The organism is Chelonobacter oris (assembly GCF_000772535.1).
GTDB classification, from domain to species: Bacteria; Pseudomonadota; Gammaproteobacteria; order Enterobacterales; family Pasteurellaceae; genus Chelonobacter; species Chelonobacter oris.
In genome coordinates this window covers 1-16,862 of record NZ_JSUM01000032.1, presented here as the reverse complement: position 1 = coordinate 16,862, position 16,862 = coordinate 1, and the positions used below count along the sequence as shown (strand labels likewise).

The following is a 16,862-nucleotide window of genomic DNA, read 5'->3' as shown; positions in this document are numbered from 1 at the left end:
TTCCCTTTTTTTATTTGCATGCTGTTTTTTTGTGCTGAAAACCGCACTTTCGGTTATTTCGTCAACAAAACATCCGTTCTCTCACGTAAAAAAGTAGCAAAACGTGGTTTGCCGTTTTTAGTCAATCCGCGATACTGATACGTAATTATACTGCCAATCGGCGGCGGATTTTGCCTGTCCGAGATCTTAAAACCTGATCCGATACGAAAAACACCGTGTTGATTGCGACAGCTCACCGCACCCAACATGTCGGCAAATTGTCCTTTACCTTTATGGTGCGCGATGACTTCACACTCTTCATCCTGCGCAGTTTTAAATTTAAGTATCTGCGAACTGCGCTGATGCTGATACGGAATATGCGGATTACGCACTACAATTCCCTCACCGCCGACTTGCTCAATCTCCGCCAGAAAGGCTTCCGCATGTTTTTTATCCTTGATTGGAATTTGCGGAATAATTTCGATATAAGACGTTGGATTTTGTGACAAATAGTGTGCCAACTGCTGCAAACGCTGTGATAAATCACCGTCGGCGTGCGGCACATCAAAGACATATAACTTTAATTTCTGCCAGCCGATATCGTCGAAACTGCGCACAATTGATGAAATTTGTTCAAACTCGCCGCGTGCGGAAAACAACTCGCCGTCAATGGCAAACGGAGGGAAATTTTGTGTGAAATACGGCGGCGGATTCAGGCGGTTACCGTTACGGCTCAATAATTGCCTGCCGTCCCAGTATCCGCGGATGCCGTCCAGTTTCTCACTCATGACCCAGCCGTCGAGCGATTGTCCCAAGTAAACTTCCGGCAACATCAATTCAGGCTGCGGCTGATACGTTGCAAAGCTAAAACGAGGAAAAACAACCAGTAGACAACAAAAAATAATCCGTACCATTTATCTATCCAAAATCGGTAAAAGTGCGGTCAGCCTACCGGATACGAAAAAAATGGCATAAACGGTGCTGTTATTTTCGGAATACAGATCGCAAAATGAAAACAAAAGTGCGGTTAAAAATCCGCTGACCGCACTTTAGAAAAAAGGGATCATTAGATGACGGTTTGTACTAACGCCGACAAATCTCCATTAAATTGTTGCTTTTTCGCCATGTCGATAATCTCATCACAGCTGTGTCGATTGCCGTTATACACTACGACCATGCTGACATCGCCCGGTTGCAAGAAATTTGACTCGCCGAATGCAGTGTAGCGGGTTGCGCCGATACTGATCACCGCCTGCTGCGGATAGCCCGCTTTTTCCAACAGTGATGCGATATGGTGCATAGGCCCTTGATTCGGTTGATTATTCATGCGATCCACAACCCAATCGAGCAGTTTTTGATGGAAATAGCTGTAGCCGACCGTCGGACTGTCTACGCCATAAATATTGAATTGATCACCGCGCTGATGAAAACAGGCAATCCGATATTGATCCAGATTGCAGCCGGCGCTAAAGCCGTTCAAGGTAATCAAAGTGTCGGACAGCCCTTTTGTTTCGCTGCCCCAATTTTTCTTATCGGCGATTTTGTCGGCATTCGGGCGGCGAATTGAGCAATCGTTATAAGCCGCAAAGGCTTTCGGATAAAGTGCGGTAACACGCTTGGTCTGATCGTATTCGATCTCACAAACTATCGCCACTTCCGGTTCGATTTGCAAATTATCCGCATCATGCGGAAAGTGCAGTTTATCGGCGGAAAGCGGATATGTCGCCAAAAAACTGCCTTCAAAGTGTGGTACATAAAACGGGAAAATCGCTTTCGGTTGATGCGCTTCCTGCACTTCCACCTGTTTGAAATCCGCCGCTTCGCCCGCCTGTTCCAAATGGCCGGCAAAATTACCGGCAACACCTAATCCAATGGCGTTTTTAAATGTCATGCTGCTCTCCTGATAGGCTGTCAATAGGGATGTTGAGTATAACAAGAAACCGCACTTTGCGCTGAAAAAACACAAAGTGCGGTCAAACAGAGCGTTATTTAATGAAGCTGACGTGTTTGCAGATTTCTGTTATCGCCGCTTCTTTCTTTTGGTTGAATTCCACCTTGTTTTCTTCAAAGATATTACGCCCGTGAGTGTCGATTGATACGATCAACGGCCCGAACTCTTTGACTTTGCAAACCCACAGGGTTTCCGGCATGCCTAAATCCTTCCACTGCGCGTCAACAATCTCCTCTACGCATTCCGCCGCCAATACCGCACAACCCGCCGGAAAAACACAATGCAGGGCTTTATAGTCGCGGCAGCCTTCCATGGTGCCGTTTCCCATGCCGCCTTTACCCAAAATCAGTTTTACACCGGTTTGTTTGATAAATTCTTTCTCGAATTTTTCCATTCGCATACTGGTCGTCGGCCCCACGGAAACCATTTCATATTTATCGTCGCCCAATGCGCGGATTATCGGACCGGCGTGTAAAATAGCACCGCCGTCAATATCCACCGGCAGCGGGCGTTTTTCTTCGATGAGACGACGGTGCGCCACATCGCGGCATGTCACCAGATACCCGTTCAGATAGATGATGTCGCCGACATTAATGTCTTGTAAGTCTTCCGCCTTGATCGGGGTAGTCAGAATTTTTTTCTCGCTCATAATGTCACTCCTGAGTGTGAGGTAATGGTATAATTCAGATCTTTGTCAAAAATAATGTGGCCTTTGCGGTGCGACCAGCAGCCGACATTGACACTAACGCCGATAACCGACGGGTGGCGTGCGGTATTTTCGATATTAACCCCCATCACCGACATCTTGCCTTTCAAGCCTTGCGGTCCTAAACCGATACTGTTGATACCGTCTTCCAGCAATTTTTCCATTGAGGCGGCCTTTTCGTTGTCATTGTGCTGTCCCAATGGTCGGAACAGCGCTTTTTTGGATAATACTGCGGCGGTTTCGACCGAGGTCGCGATCCCGACGCCGACCAATAACGGCGGACAAGCGTTCAAGCCGTAGCTGGTCATGATGTCCATCACAAAACGGGTAACGCCTTCATAACCTTCCCCCGGCATCAGAACTTTGGCTTGCCCCGGCAAAGAGCAGCCGCCGCCGGCCATATAGGTATCCAATTCCAATTTGTCGCTGTCCGGCACGATTTCCCAAAATACGCTCGGTGTGCCTTTACCGACATTTTTGCCGGTATTGTATTCGTCGAACGTTTCCACGCTGTTGTGGCGTAACGGCGCTTCTTTAGTCGCCTGAATAACCGATTCTTTCAGCAATGCCTCCAGTTCGCCGATATACGGGAAATTGGCACCGCACTTGACAAAAAATTGAATGACACCGGTATCCTGACAACTCGGACGATTCAATTTTGCCGCCAAGTCTTGATTTTGGAACATCGCCCCGTAAATAATTTTCGGTAATTGCTCCTGCTCTTTTTCACGTAACTCCGCCAATTTTTTCATGACGTCATCGGGCAAAATTTTTCCTGTCACACCGACGAATTTTGCAATTGTATCCGTTAAATAACGAACGCCTTCTTCTTTTGTCATCATAGATAACCCCTTAATTTCATAAGTAAAACCAAACGATGTCATTGCGGTGGATATCACCACAATCCCAGAATATTCCACCACAGTGAGCCGACACCGATCCAAAGGACGACATTAATCACCGAGGCAAAAAAACCTATCCGCCACCAGTCTTTCTGTTTGATATAACCGGCGCCAAAATAAATCGGTGCCGCACCGGTGGCATAATGCGTCAACCCCGCCATCAGGTTGGACAATGCGGCAAAGCCGAATGCCGCCAGAAACGCAGGCGCACCGGCTCCGATCGCCACGGCCAGAAAGACTGCGTACATGGCGGTCACGTGTGCCGACAGGCTGGCAAACACATAGTGACTATACATATAAATCAGGAACAGTACGGCCAGTGTCGGCACCCAGGAAACGCCGTCCATCAACCCGCTGGCAGACGCCGCAAACCACGGGATAAATCCGACTTTATTCAACATACCGGCCAAACCGACAATGCCCCCCATCCAGATCATGCCGTCCCATGCGCCTTTTTCCTGCAAAATTTCGTCCCATTCCAATACGCCGCTGATCAACATAACGCACACGCCCAATAAGGCCACCACGGTTGCATGGATATGGGTATATTGCGAGGTACTCCACAGCAACAACGCGCCGACGAATACACCGCTGATAATCCATTCGCCACGGCTCATTGCTCCCATTTTGTCCAATTCCGCTCCGGCAACCTGCTGTGCTTCACGGGTATCCTTGATTTCCGGCGGGTAGAATTTATAGATAAAATACGGAATAATCAGCATCGACAACAGCCCCGGCACAATGCCTGCCAGCGCCCAAGTTCCCCAACTGATACTGAGGTTCGCCGTATCTTGCGCAAATGCCGTAATCAGTAAATTCGGCGCACAGGCGGTCAGAAACATGGCGGCAATCGGTGCATCGACCTGAAATGTCGTGGAGAGAATATAAGCCCCGATTTTGCGTGGATGTTTCTCCGGCTCGGAACCGAAAGCGGAAGCCAGACTGCGTACAATCGGGTACATAATCCCGCCGCAACGGGCGGTGTTGGACGGTGTAGCCGGGCTGATGATAAAATCACTGATCACCAAGGTGTAACCCAGTTTCAGGGCGCTGCTGCCGAAGCAGCGAATCAGCTGATAAGCAATACGTCGTCCCAAACCGGTTTTAATAAACCCTTTGGCAAACAAAAAAGCGGAGACAATCAGCCAAATCGTACTGTTGCTGAAACCCGACAATGCCTCCGACATAGAGACGGTGTTGCTCAAGGCGGCAAACATCACACCGATCAACGCCACTGCCCCTAACGGCAACGGTTGTAAAATAAAACCGATAATCGTGGCCGCAAAAATGGCGAACAGTTGCCAGGCCTGTGCGCTTAATCCTGTCGGCACCGGCGACAGCCAAATCGCCGCCATGACCAAAATCACAATCATTCCCCGAGTTAACCGAGTCATTCCCACACCCCAAATAAAAAATAAAAATCCTTATGCTTTATGTGGTATATGCTACGGAATTTGATTAAGATAAGTCCAATACGATTTTCTATATAATGTATATAAGCAAAAACCTATGACCGGTTGTGGAGGAAGAAGATGGAATTTCGACAATTTAAATATGTGCTGAAAGTGGCGGAAGAACGCAATTTTTCTACTGCGGCTAAAAAGTTGTATATTTCCCAGCCGTCACTCAGTCAATTTATTCAAAAAGTTGAGGAAAAAGTCGGCGCGCCGCTGTTTGATCGCAGCGTTTCACCACTAAAGCTAACCTATATCGGCAGCCTGTATGTCGACAATGCCCGTGCGATTATGGATCTGCAAGCCCAATTTGAACAACGGGTGGACGACACCCTCAATGTTAAGCAAGGACGGGTCACCATCGGCAGCTCACCGTTTCGCAGTGCGTATTTATTAGCGCGTGTCCTACCGCTCTTTCGTGAAAAACACCCGCAAATTGACGTGATTTTGCAGGAAGACAACACCCATAATCTGGAGGACAGAGTATTACACGGCCTGACCGACCTGTCGCTTTCCTTGATGCCGATTAATGAAGCCTTGTTCGACTACGATACGCTCTTCGAAGAGCGCATGTTGCTGGCGGTGCCCCCGGGTCATCCGATTGCACAACAATGGGGGTTACGCGCCGGTGATCACTCGTATACGCCGCAAGTGCCGTTACAGGCTTTCAACGAAACACCGTTTATCCAGATGAACAAAGGGCATAAATTACACAATATGCTGCAAAAGTTATGTGAAAAATCAGGATTCTCGCCGAATGTAGTACTGGAAACCGAAAGCATGACCACCGCTCAAGCCCTTGCCGGCGCAGGACTTGGCGCGGCATTATTGCCGGAAACCCTGGTTTATGCCGATCATTTCGAGAAAGAACCCTGCTATTGCCGGCTGGACAGCAATCCCGGCCGTACCGTGGTGGTGGTTTACCGTAAAGGGCGCTACCTGTCACGCGCCACTCGCGCATTTGTGCAAACCTTAAAAGAATACGTGCAGCAACATATCCAATAAAACCGCACTTTAACCCATAAAAAATCTGCACCTTCATTTGTCGGCTTTCAATCCAACATATCGGGTGCAGATCATCAATTTTAACCGATTAGTGACTTTCAGGCGTTTGCGGTTTCTTCGCCAGATAGTTATACGCCACCAGCAAGACAAAGATGCCGGTAATGGTTGCAGTGATCATATTCAATGACAGATATTGAGCCATATAACCTAAGGCAATGCCGACGCCGCCGAAATCAGTATCCGAGAAAGTGGTGTTGGCAAAGCCCAATGACCCCAGTACCGGTAGTAAGAATACCGGCAAGAAGGTGATCAGTATGCCGTGGCAGAATGCCCCCAGCATAGCGCCACGGCGCCCACCGGTGGCGTTACCGAATACTCCGGCTGTCGCCCCGCAAAAGAAGTGCGGTACAACGCCGGGCAGAATCAGAACCCAGCTCAACTGCCCCAGAATGAACAAACCGACAATACCGCCCAAGAAACTGAACAGGAAACCGATTAATACCGCATTCGGTGCATACGGAAAGACAATCGGGCAATCCAGTGCCGGTCTGGCGTTCGGCACCAGTTTTTCTGAAATACCGGTAAACGCCGGTACGATTTCAGCCAAAATCAGGCGTACCCCTGCCAAAATAATATACACCCCGGCGGCAAAAGTGATGCCCTGAATGATCGCATACACCAGATAATTTTGTCCGCCGCTCAGATTTTGTTCGATATAATCACTGCCGGAAGACAGCGCCAAAATCAGGTAGATCACCATCATGGTTAATGAAATCGAAATTGAGCTGTCACGCAGAAAGCTCAGATTTTTCGGTAAGTTAATCTCTTCCGTCGATTTGGAGCCTTTGCCGACCGCTTCGCCGATCGCACCGGACAACACATAGCCGATCGTGCCGAAATGGCCGAAGCCGACTTCATCACTGCCGGTAATCCGTCGCATATAACGGTGGGCAATCGCCGGGAAGAAGGCCATAATCAAGCCCAACGTCAATGAACCGACAAATACCAATTGCACGCCTTCAAAGCCTGCGACCGTCAAAATCACCCCGATCATACACGCCATATAAAATGTATGGTGTCCGGTCAGGAAGATAAATTTCAGTCGGGTAAAGCGGGCGACTATGATATTGGCTAACATGCCGAAAGCCATGATTAAGGCGGTGGCAGTGCCGTATTTTTCCAACGCCATAGAAACAATCGCTTCGTTGTTCGGAATAATGCCCTGCACATTGAAGGCAAATTCAAACATATTGCCCAACGGGCTGAGAGAACCGACCAACACACCGGCGCCGCCGCCCAAGACGATAAAGCCCAAGATCGTTTTGATTGTACCTTTAATCACATCGGGAAACGCTTTTTTCTGTAGCAATAAACCAACCAATGCGATAACCCCGACCAGAATCGACGGCACTTTTAAAATATCGAGGATAAAAAACAGGATAGATTCCATGTTATAGCTCCTTAGCGATTAAAATATTCGCCCAATTTTTGTTCAAACTCGGCCGCACTGACAATATTGGTTACCACCACAATCTTGTCCGGTGAAACACTGCTGCTTTCCGCAATATCACGCGCCATCACGAAAACATCCGCTTCATCAGGCGTAACCGACGCCAGATCGGTGTGCCCGACCTCTGCCTCGATACCTAATTTAACCAATGCTTTTTTGATGTTCATTTCCATCATAAAACTACTGCCCAAGCCATGTCCGCATACCGCCATAATTTTCATGTTGCTTCTCCTCTGTTAATCAACTTTTACTCTGCCTAATAGCGATGTGCTATTGCGGCAATGGTTTCAATATCGGTCGCCCGTATCATCTCGTCCACCGCACTTTCATCGGATAATAACTCCGCTACCGCCGCCAACATCTCCAAATGAGTGTGATTGTCTTTGGCTGCCAGCAAAATTACCAGCTTCACCGGATCATTTTCCGATCCGAAATCCACACCTTGTTTCACCACCAATAGCGAGAGTGCCTGCGCCAATGCACCGTCTTCCGGCCGGGCATGCGGCATCGCAATCTGCGGTGCAATCACAAAATAGGGGCCGATTTCATCATAAAGTGCCAAAATACGCGCCAGATAACGTGCTTCAATCAAGTTCTCTTGCAATAACGGCTGTGCACACTGCTTCACGGCATCTTGCCAGTCCGACACGCATTCCACTTGCCGAATGTGGGAAAGCGGAAGATAGGATTTCAACATAGGGGGTTCTCCGTATGATTAAAGTTGTATAGAGTGTAAGCGCTCATGTTAGCGCTATCAATCAAATAAATCCGATTTTGTGATAGCGCTAACATTTTTAAGGTAAAAATCTGTTTTACAAAATTTGTTTGTTATACTTTAAGAAAAACAAAGATAAGGTTGTATCATGTCTTCTCACACCCCGTTACCTCGCACTCGACGCACCACCGGCAGGGTGACTTTGGCGGATGTCGCCAAACGGGTCGGTGTCGGGCAAATGACCGTATCCAGAGCGTTGCGCACGCCCGAATTGGTCTCGGACACACTGCGCGATAAAATCGAAAGTGCGGTCAAACAACTCGGCTATATTCCGAATTCCGCCGCCAGAGAGCTGGCCTCGGTCTCGTCACGCAACGTTGTCATCATGACGTCTTCCATCACGTCCAGTGAAAATGCGCTGATTTTATCCGCTTTGCAAAAACGCCTGAAAGATGCGGATTTACAACTGATTATTTTAATGGTCAACGATAGCCATTGGATGAATGAATTAATTCGCCATGCGCCGGCCGCCATTATTTTGTTAAATCTGGTTTGCCCGCCAAAAGAGGCGGAATGGATTAAAAACAGCGCCATTCCCGTGATCGAAATCGGTGCGATTCAAAATGAACCGCTCGGAATTAATATCGGTGTCGACAGCAAAACCGCCATGCAAAGCATGATCCACTTTCTGCTGAACAAAGGCTACCGCCATCTCGGTCTGCTCTCCGCTACGCAAGATTCCGCCATCTTTCAACAATATCTGGAGAGCTGGCAAAGCATACTCTTGAGCCGACATATCAGCCCGCACTTGGTGCTGCACCGTCCGGCCGAAGTCAATTTTTCGACTGGCGCCGCACTGTTCAATGATGCGCTGTTGGAATGGGGGCAAATTGACGCCTGCATCTTCCTTTCAGACGAACTGGCGTGCGGCGCCCTATGTGAAACCGCGCGCAAACACATTGCGGTTCCGCACGACATTGCCATCGTCGGCATGGGCGGACTGGATATCGGCAACGTTATTCACCCCCGCTTAACCACCATTCAAATCCCTTACGAGAAAATGGGCGACATCGCCGGTAAAAAACTGCGCACCCTGCTACAACAAGAAAATCCGCTATCCCAACCCGAGATCATCTCTGTTCCGATTAAACTGGTGGAACGCAATAGCGCCTAACATTTTCCCGCTGAAAACGCCCCGTCATCATTTAATAACGTTCACAAATTAAAACTAAATTCGTTATCCGGATCACAAAACAACGTATTTTTTTATCAATGGAACCAGTTCCATGATAATTTGATATTGACTAATCATCTGCTTTAACATCAATTCTCGACCAAATCATTCAACGGGGTTATTTATGAACAAAGCACTAATGTTAATCATGTCTGCCGCCTTATTGATGGGATGCGATGATGCCGATAATTCCGCATCGAACGCCCATCAAACTGTCCGACTGGTTTCGGCACATAATCAGACCAATATGACCAATCCTTATCAAATCGGCATGTTAAAGCTGAAAGAAGAAGCTGAAAAATCCGGCCAATTTAACGTAGAGGTTCATGCCGGAACTATCGGCACCAATGAAAACGAACTGGTCGAAAAATTAGTTCTGGGTGGCGCGGATATTGTGTTGGTCTCGCCCGGATTTATGACCTCCGCCGGGATTGATGAGGTCGATCTGTTTTCGTTGCTATATCTGTTTAACGATTATTCCCATTGGGAAAAGGTCGTCGACAGCGACATCGGCAAAAAAATCGCAGAAATTATCTATCAAAAATCCGGTCAAAAATACTATGTCGTTGCCTATTGGAGCGCAGGCGCACGTCACTGGTACGGAAAAAAACCGATTAACACCCCGCAAGATGCCAAAGGGCTGAAAATCAGAACCCAAACAGCCGGTGTGGTTTCCGATTTTTGGACGGCTATCGGCGCAATTCCAACGTCCGTTGCTTGGGCGGAACTCTATCAGGCATTGGCCAGTAATGTCGTTGACGGTTCGGAAAACGCTTATCCCTACCTAGTACCGATGGAACACCATAAAACCGATAACGGCAAATATATCTCTGAAACGGCTCACGACTACACAACCCGCCTCTTGTTAATGAGAGCCGGTGTATGGGATAAGTTGAGCGAAGAACAAAAAAATATTCTGCAAACCGCACTTAATGAAGCCACACAAGCCGAGCGCCATGCGATTTACTCCGAAGAGAACCAATACAAAGAAAAAGCCATTGCCGACGGTGCCGTGGTCAATTCGGTCAATGTCGCACCGTTTAACGCTGCCGCCAAAGCCATTCAGGATCAATGGGCAGAAAAACACGCTATGACCGATACCTTGCAGCAAATCCGTCATATGCCGTAACCGTTCTCAAAATACTCTTTTATGACAACCTGAATCAGGGGGAAATATGCAAAAACTGACGGATTATTTGGAAAAAATACAACTGTTTCTGGGCGCTGTTTTTTTGGTTATTTTCGTTGTAACCACCCTGCTTCAGGTCAGTACCCGTTATTTGGGAATCAGCGCCACGTGGACCGAAGAGATCTCGGTCAATACTTTTATCTGGTCGATGCTGTTAGGCGCCGCCGTGATGGCAAAGCAAAAACAGCATTTCAGTTTTAATCTGCTCAACGGGCAACTCTCTATCCAGAAAAGACCGATGCTGATTATTGTACAAGATATTATCATTATTGTGTTCTGTGCATACTGCTTCGTGTACAGTGCCGAAATTACCGAGACCTTCTGGCATTCACGCTGGATTACCCTGCCCGCACTGAAACAAGGTTATGTCTGGCTGATACTGCCGATCATGTTCGGCAGTATTGTGATTTATTTATGTGAAGACGTCATTAAACAGATTCGCGTATTGAAACCCGGGCTTCCGGCGACAGACAAGATATCCGGAGGCAAATCATGACACTTTTGCTCGTCACCCTCTTATTTATCGTACTGATTCTAATCGGTATTCCGATTGCGTTCTCGATTGCCATCGCCGCCTTAATCGGCATCGGCACGATTAGCGGTATTCCCAACACCATGATTCCGATGAAAATGTTTTACGGGCTGAATTCATATGTTCTCTTAGCGGTTCCGCTGTTTGTATTGACTGCAACGATTATGAATCAGGGCAATATTTCACGAAAACTGATTGATTTCTCACTCGGCATTGTCGGCCGTTGTCCCGGCGGACTGGGGCATGCAAATGTGATGGTTTCAATGTTGTTTGCCGGTGTGAGCGGATCTTCACAGGCAGATACCGCCGGTATCGGGAAAATACTGATTCCCAACATGATCGATAAAGGTTACAGCCGAGAAATGGCGGTCGGTGTGACAGCGGCATCCTCAACCATCGGCAGTATTATTCCGCCGAGTATTACCATGGTCATTTACGGCGGTCTAACTAACACCTCGGTAGGCAAATTATTTATCGGCGGCATCTTGCCGGGCATTGCAATCGGTCTCGGCATGATGATGTTCATCTATTATGTCGCGGTACGAAGTGCGCTACCGCGTGAAACTAAACTGCCGTTGCCTGTTTTTTTACAGCTGTTTAAAACCTCACTGCCGGCAATGATTACGCCGCTGATTATTATCGGCGGTATTGTATTCGGCGTATTCACCCCGACGGAAGCCGCTGCGTTTTCCGCATTGTATGCCTACTTTATCAGCGCCTATTTTTATAAAACCATCAGCTTCAAAGATCTGCCTAACATTCTGATTGAAACGCTGAAACTGAGCTGCCTGTCTCTGTTTGCACTGGCAGCGGCATCGGCTCTGGGCGAGTTTCTCGGTTATTTCAGAATCAATATTCTGGTTGCCAATTTCTTTAACAATATCGGCGGCAGCCAATATCTTTTCCTTGGGCTGATTATTTTATTCTTTCTGTTTGTCGGTACTTTTATGGATGCCATTCCGGCAATGGTACTGTTTGTGCCGGTTATTTATCCGGTTGCGCAAGCCATCGGTGTCGATCCGGTTCAGTTAGGCATTGTTATCATCATTACCCTATCTATCGGACTTGTCACTCCGCCTTACGGACTCTGTTTGCTGATTGCCAGTGTCATCGGAAATCTGCCGATTGATAAATCCTTTAAAGCTGTGTTACCGTACATTCTGATTATTTTACTGGTGCTGGCTATTGTCATTTTTATACCGGCCATTTTATTGAGCAGTGTACTGTTATAAACATCAGGTCGCCATATGAAAACAACTGCGTCTAACAAAAAAGCAACGATTAACGATGTCGCCACGCTGGCAAACGTTGGAAAAACCAGCGTGTCGCGCTACCTGAACGGGGAGTTCGCTGTACTTTCCGAGTCAATGCAAACCAAAATCGCACACGCCATTGAAGTCTTGAACTATCAACCCAGCCAAATCGCACGCAGCATGAAACGGGGACATACCAAACTGATTGCGCTGATTTTTGCCGATATCACCAATCCCTATTCGATCGATGTGATGCAGGGCATCGAAGCCGCCAGCCGTGAATACGGCTACATCCTATTGGTGTTCAATACCAACAACGAGATTGAACGGGAAAAACATATCTTGCAGCTGCTGTTCAGCTATCAGGTCGAGGGCGTAATTATTCATGCGCTGCGCACCCATGATCGCAACTTCAAACAGTTTTCCTTGCCGACGGTTTCCATTGATCGCCAAATTCACGATTTACCCTGTGATGTGGTCGGCTTAGATAATGATCAAGCGTCCACCGCAGTCACCCGTTATCTACTGGATAGCGGCTTTGAAGCAATGCTGTTTGTCACGGAAACCATCGATGACATTCAACCGCGCCAAAAACGGACAATGGTTTTTAAGCAAATGACCGCAGAACATCCGCACTGTATCGGTGAAGTTATCGAGTTAAACAGCAGTAAAAATCAACAACAGCTCGATAGCGCCATTAGCAAATTTTGTAGCAAGCATCGCGGTATGCGAAAAGCCATTATCGCAGTAAACGGCGCAGTAACGCTTGATATTTCTCTGGCGCTGAAACGGTTAAAACTGGAATGGGGCAGAGATATCGGGCTAATCGGTTTTGATGATCCGATCTGGGCATCAGTGGTCGGCGTCGGCATAACCACGCTGAAGCAACCGACTTTCCAAATCGGTTATACCGCCTTTCAATTATTGTATGAACGAATTCACGGCAATAGCACCGATTTCCGAAATGTCTTCTATCCGGGAGAATTAATTGTCAGGGAGTCGACCGAATAACCGTCAAGTGCGGTTTTCACACCTTAATCTTTTACCACAAAATGGAATCGGTTTCAGAAATTCGCATAAGAATAGGGAATTGTTTATGAGCAGAAAAATCATCATTGTCGCATCAGCCTACGGAGAAGACTATCTCCGCCAAAACGGCGGACAAAACCGGCTCCCGAACATCGTTAAAGCCGCCGGCGCCGACGGCATTGAAATCCGCCGCGAGTTGTTCTCCGAACACGAATTGCCAAGGCTGCCCCGACTGGCACAAGCGATTGCGCAACGACAGCTGGATTGTTTCTATTCCGTCCCTTATCCGCTCTTTACATCGTTAGGAGAAATCAACTCCAAAATCCGACAGTTTTTTGACGAGGCCACTCTATTAAACGCTCGGTTGCTAAAATTCTCACTCGGCTTTTTTCAGCCTTCGATGCCCGACCATCCGGCCATTGCCTTGTGCAATATTATAAACAGCTATCCCAACATTCAATGTGCAATTGAAAATGATCAGCAACACAGCAGCGGCAATCTTAGCGTGATGACGGCGTTTGCCGACTGGATTCAAAGCCACCGATTACCGTTACAATTAGCGTTTGACAGCGGAAACTGGCGCTGGGTTAATCAAGATCCGCTGATTGCCGCACAAAAGTTGTCGCCTTATGTCGGATATATTCATACTAAATCGACCGCACTTGATACCGAAGGCAATCGGATCGCCGTGCCGCCGACGACAAAAGATCCCTGTCTGGCATATTTGCCGTCCGATGTTGCTATCGGTATCGAATTTCCACTACGCGGAACGGATAAGATTGCTGTTTCCCGTTATTTTGTCGAATTACTAAGAGGATAATACTGTGTCAACTCGACCGATTCTTGATGTCATCACCTACGGTGAAGCCATGGCAATGTTCATCGCGGCGGAAGGCGGCGATTTAAGCGATGCCGTCCACTTTACCAAACGCGCCGCCGGCGCAGAACTCAATGTTGCAACAGGGCTGGCTCGACTAGGCTTCAACGTTGCTTGGATGAGCCGTGTCGGCAATGATTCCTTTGGCCGTTTTATTTTAAAACAGCTAGAACAAGAGCGTATTCAGGCGGATTTAGTATCGATAGATCCCGACTATCCTACCGGATTCCAACTCAAATCCAAGGCAATACAAGGGGAAGATCCGACCGTAGAGTATTTCCGCAAAGGATCGGCCGCCAGCCACTTATCGATTGCCGATTTCCACCCCGAATACATAAGGCACGCCCGACATTTGCATTTAAGCGGCGTTGCTGCCGCATTGTCTGCCGGCACCTTTGAACTATCAGCTCATCTTGCCGAATTTATGCGTAAAAACGGGAAAACCATCTCTTTCGATCCCAACTTACGCCCTAGCCTCTGGAACAGCGAACAAGAGATGATCGACAAATTGAACCGGTTGGCAGTCAACGCCGACTGGGTATTACCGGGGATCAAAGAAGGGCAAATTTTGACCGGACAAACCTCCGCCGAAGCCATTGCCGATTTCTACTTGGAGCAGGGTGTCAAAATTGTGATCATTAAACTCGGTGCAAAAGGCGCCTATGTTAAAGATCACACCGGCGTCCAAAATACGATTGCGGCTTGCCCCGTTGACAACGTTATCGACACTGTCGGCGCCGGCGACGGTTTTGCCGTTGGTGTCATCAGTGCATTGCTAGAAGGAAAAAGCGCTGTGCAAGCCGCTAAACGCGGCAATCGTATCGGCTCTTTGGCGATTCAGGTCATTGGCGACAGTGAGGGCTTGCCGACACGTGAACAGCTGGGTGATTTTTAACTGCCAAACGTCACCGCACTTTAAGGAGATTGAAATGAAAAAAACCGTTGTTCTGTATAAAAAAATACCTGAAACCCAACAAGCCCGTTTGGCTGAACAGTTCAATCTGATTTATTTTGACGATATTACGGCGAACAATCGTCAAGATTTTATCACCACTTTAGCAAAAGCGGACGGGCTGATTGGAGCCAGCATTCCGATTCGGGCTGATTTGCTGCAATTTGCCCCGAAACTGAAAGCGATCTCCACTATTTCCGTCGGCTATGATCAATTTGATGTCGCCGATTTGACTCGGCGCGGCATTCGCTTGATGAATACGCCCGATGTCCTAACCGACACAACGGCGGACGCTATTTTCATGCTGGTTTTGACCACCGCCAGACGTGCCGTTGAGCTTTCCCTACAGGTTCGTGAAGGAAAATGGCAAAACAGTATCGAACCAACCTATTATGGCAGCGACGTTCACCATAAAACTATCGGCATCTTGGGCATGGGAAGAATCGGCAGTGCCGTTGCTAAACGAGCCTTTTGCGGTTTCGACATGAAAATATTGTACACCGGCAACCGAGCCAATGAAAAAATCGAACAGCAGTATCATGCCGAACGTTGTAGTTTAGACGAATTATTGCAACGTGCCGATTTCGTTTGTATTACTCTGCCGCTATCACCGTCGACGGAAAAATTAATTACCAAGGAAAAACTAGCACTAATGAAGCCGTCTGCAATATTGATTAATGGCGCGCGCGGCAAAATTGTTGATCAATCTGCCTTAATTGATGCCTTACAAAACCATGTGATCAAAGCGGCAGGGCTTGATGTGTTTGAAGTGGAGCCCCTGCCGACCGATTCCGCTTTAATGACATTACCCAATGTCGTTTTGCTGCCGCATATCGGTTCGGCAACGGTGGAAACCCGTTATGAAATGGCGCGTTGTGCCGTCGATAATATCATCGCCGCGTTAAAAACAGAAAAACCCGATGCCAATTGGGTCAACCCTCAGGCAGGATAATCGTTTGCTTGACCGTATACCGCACTTTCGTCGTCAAAGTGCGGTATAGCAAGATATCAGCGATGAATCCAACCACGCTGATCCGAACTGAAAAACGTTAAGCGTACCGCACTTGGCGGCTCGCTAAACAAATAACGGATCGGTTTAGGCAGATTTTTCACCATCGCATAAGGAAAAACACCGATAATTTGTGCAGTTGTATCATCATCGCCATATTTGACAATTTCATAAATCAACGGCAATTGACCGTTATTGATCACACTGGCTTTACGCCAGCCGAACTGATAAGGAAGCTGAACCGTTTTACCGTTCCCCAATACATAATCCTGTGGAACAAACAGCACATATTCTGTTGCCTGATTGTCATCCTCTGCAATCACCAGCTGATTGCCCAGCCCCCAAAGCAGCCCGGCAACCACAGCCAACCCCAATGCCAGATTACGGTTCAGTTTTACTGAGTTTTTATAACGGCTGAAACGGAAAATCATTAACGGCAGCAAAATAAATAAAATTAAACCGCCATAGAATAGATTAATCGGTAACATATTTACACTTTCCCGAATAGCAAAAAGGGTGAACATTATGTTCACCCTTTTTATTGTTTAGAAATCAATTATTTAAT

The 16,862-nt window shown here is 47.6% G+C and carries 18 protein-coding genes; 9 read left to right on the top strand and 9 right to left on the bottom strand.

All coding sequences use genetic code 11. The annotated features are described in order from the left end of the window. Nucleotides 1-53: 53 nt before the first annotated feature. The 5 genes from OA57_RS12135 to OA57_RS12115 all read right to left on the bottom strand — a co-directional run bounded on the left by OA57_RS12135 (nt 54) and on the right by OA57_RS12115 (nt 4,932). Nucleotides 54-893, bottom strand: coding sequence for a DNA ligase (locus OA57_RS12135; RefSeq protein ID WP_034618251.1), 840 nt, complete (start codon nt 891-893; stop codon nt 54-56). Nucleotides 894-1,045: 152 nt separating this feature from the next. Beyond that, on the bottom strand, nt 1,046-1,870 hold the full coding sequence (locus OA57_RS12130; protein WP_034618249.1) for a DUF5718 family protein: 825 nt from the start codon (nt 1,868-1,870) through the stop codon (nt 1,046-1,048). A gap of 94 nt (nt 1,871-1,964) precedes the next feature. Next, nucleotides 1,965-2,579 carry a L(+)-tartrate dehydratase subunit beta gene (gene ttdB, locus OA57_RS12125; protein ID WP_034618247.1) on the bottom strand — a complete coding sequence of 205 codons (615 nt, stop codon included), beginning with the start codon at nt 2,577-2,579 and terminating at the stop codon, nt 1,965-1,967. Further along, nucleotides 2,576-3,478, bottom strand: coding sequence for a L(+)-tartrate dehydratase subunit alpha (gene ttdA, locus OA57_RS12120; protein ID WP_200883635.1), 903 nt, complete (start codon nt 3,476-3,478; stop codon nt 2,576-2,578). The genes ttdB and ttdA overlap by 4 nt, the downstream gene beginning before the upstream one ends. Nucleotides 3,479-3,531: 53 nt before the next feature. Beyond that, the gene (locus OA57_RS12115; protein WP_034618246.1) at nt 3,532-4,932 is read right to left on the bottom strand and encodes an anion permease; all 1,401 of its coding nucleotides are present in this window, start codon (nt 4,930-4,932) and stop codon (nt 3,532-3,534) included. Between the two features lie 138 nt (nt 4,933-5,070). On the opposite strand from OA57_RS12115, the gene OA57_RS12110 reads away from it, so the two are divergent. Further along, nucleotides 5,071-5,997, top strand: a complete 927-nt coding sequence (locus tag OA57_RS12110) for a LysR family transcriptional regulator (RefSeq protein ID WP_034618245.1) — start codon at nt 5,071-5,073, stop codon at nt 5,995-5,997. An 88-nt stretch (nt 5,998-6,085) separates the two neighbouring features. Here the strand turns inward: OA57_RS12110 and OA57_RS12105 are convergent, their stop codons facing one another. From OA57_RS12105 to OA57_RS12095, 3 genes are read right to left on the bottom strand one after another with little or no spacing between them, the layout of a single operon-like run. Then, the gene (locus OA57_RS12105) at nt 6,086-7,447 is read right to left on the bottom strand and encodes a PTS ascorbate transporter subunit IIC (RefSeq protein ID WP_034618243.1); all 1,362 of its coding nucleotides are present in this window, start codon (nt 7,445-7,447) and stop codon (nt 6,086-6,088) included. An 11-nt stretch (nt 7,448-7,458) separates the two neighbouring features. After that, complete coding sequence (locus OA57_RS12100) at nt 7,459-7,728, bottom strand: PTS sugar transporter subunit IIB (protein WP_034618241.1); 270 nt, start codon at nt 7,726-7,728, stop codon at nt 7,459-7,461. Between the two features lie 35 nt (nt 7,729-7,763). Next, a complete protein-coding gene (locus OA57_RS12095) occupies nt 7,764-8,204 on the bottom strand; it encodes a PTS sugar transporter subunit IIA (protein ID WP_034618239.1) in 441 nt (146 codons plus the stop codon). A gap of 166 nt (nt 8,205-8,370) precedes the next feature. On the opposite strand from OA57_RS12095, the gene OA57_RS12090 reads away from it, so the two are divergent. The 8 genes from OA57_RS12090 (at nt 8,371) to OA57_RS12055 (ending at nt 16,240) form a co-directional block, all read left to right on the top strand. Next, a complete protein-coding gene (locus OA57_RS12090; RefSeq protein WP_034618237.1) occupies nt 8,371-9,396 on the top strand; it encodes a LacI family DNA-binding transcriptional regulator in 1,026 nt (341 codons plus the stop codon). A gap of 184 nt (nt 9,397-9,580) precedes the next feature. After that, nucleotides 9,581-10,585 carry a TRAP transporter substrate-binding protein gene (gene dctP / locus OA57_RS12085; RefSeq protein ID WP_034618235.1) on the top strand — a complete coding sequence of 335 codons (1,005 nt, stop codon included), beginning with the start codon at nt 9,581-9,583 and terminating at the stop codon, nt 10,583-10,585. Between the two features lie 46 nt (nt 10,586-10,631). Continuing rightward, nucleotides 10,632-11,141: a TRAP transporter small permease gene (locus OA57_RS12080; protein WP_052122495.1), complete on the top strand. Its 510-nt coding sequence runs from the start codon at nt 10,632-10,634 to the stop codon at nt 11,139-11,141. Then, nucleotides 11,138-12,409 (top strand): TRAP transporter large permease, encoded by a 1,272-nt coding sequence (locus OA57_RS12075; protein WP_034618233.1) that lies wholly within the window; start codon nt 11,138-11,140, stop codon nt 12,407-12,409. The genes OA57_RS12080 and OA57_RS12075 overlap by 4 nt, the downstream gene beginning before the upstream one ends. A 15-nt stretch (nt 12,410-12,424) precedes the next feature. After that, nucleotides 12,425-13,441, top strand: coding sequence for a LacI family DNA-binding transcriptional regulator (locus OA57_RS12070; RefSeq protein WP_034618232.1), 1,017 nt, complete (start codon nt 12,425-12,427; stop codon nt 13,439-13,441). An 85-nt stretch (nt 13,442-13,526) separates the two neighbouring features. Then, nucleotides 13,527-14,279 (top strand): sugar phosphate isomerase/epimerase family protein, encoded by a 753-nt coding sequence (locus OA57_RS12065; RefSeq protein WP_034618231.1) that lies wholly within the window; start codon nt 13,527-13,529, stop codon nt 14,277-14,279. Nucleotides 14,280-14,283: 4 nt separating this feature from the next. Continuing rightward, nucleotides 14,284-15,231, top strand: coding sequence for a sugar kinase (locus OA57_RS12060; RefSeq protein WP_235424677.1), 948 nt, complete (start codon nt 14,284-14,286; stop codon nt 15,229-15,231). A 34-nt stretch (nt 15,232-15,265) separates the two neighbouring features. Beyond that, on the top strand, nt 15,266-16,240 hold the full coding sequence (locus tag OA57_RS12055; RefSeq protein WP_034618228.1) for a 2-hydroxyacid dehydrogenase: 975 nt from the start codon (nt 15,266-15,268) through the stop codon (nt 16,238-16,240). A gap of 56 nt (nt 16,241-16,296) precedes the next feature. Here OA57_RS12055 and OA57_RS12050 read toward each other — a convergent pair whose 3' ends face one another. Further along, complete coding sequence (locus tag OA57_RS12050; protein WP_152596761.1) at nt 16,297-16,785, bottom strand: hypothetical protein; 489 nt, start codon at nt 16,783-16,785, stop codon at nt 16,297-16,299. Between the last annotated feature and the right edge of the window lie 77 nt (nt 16,786-16,862).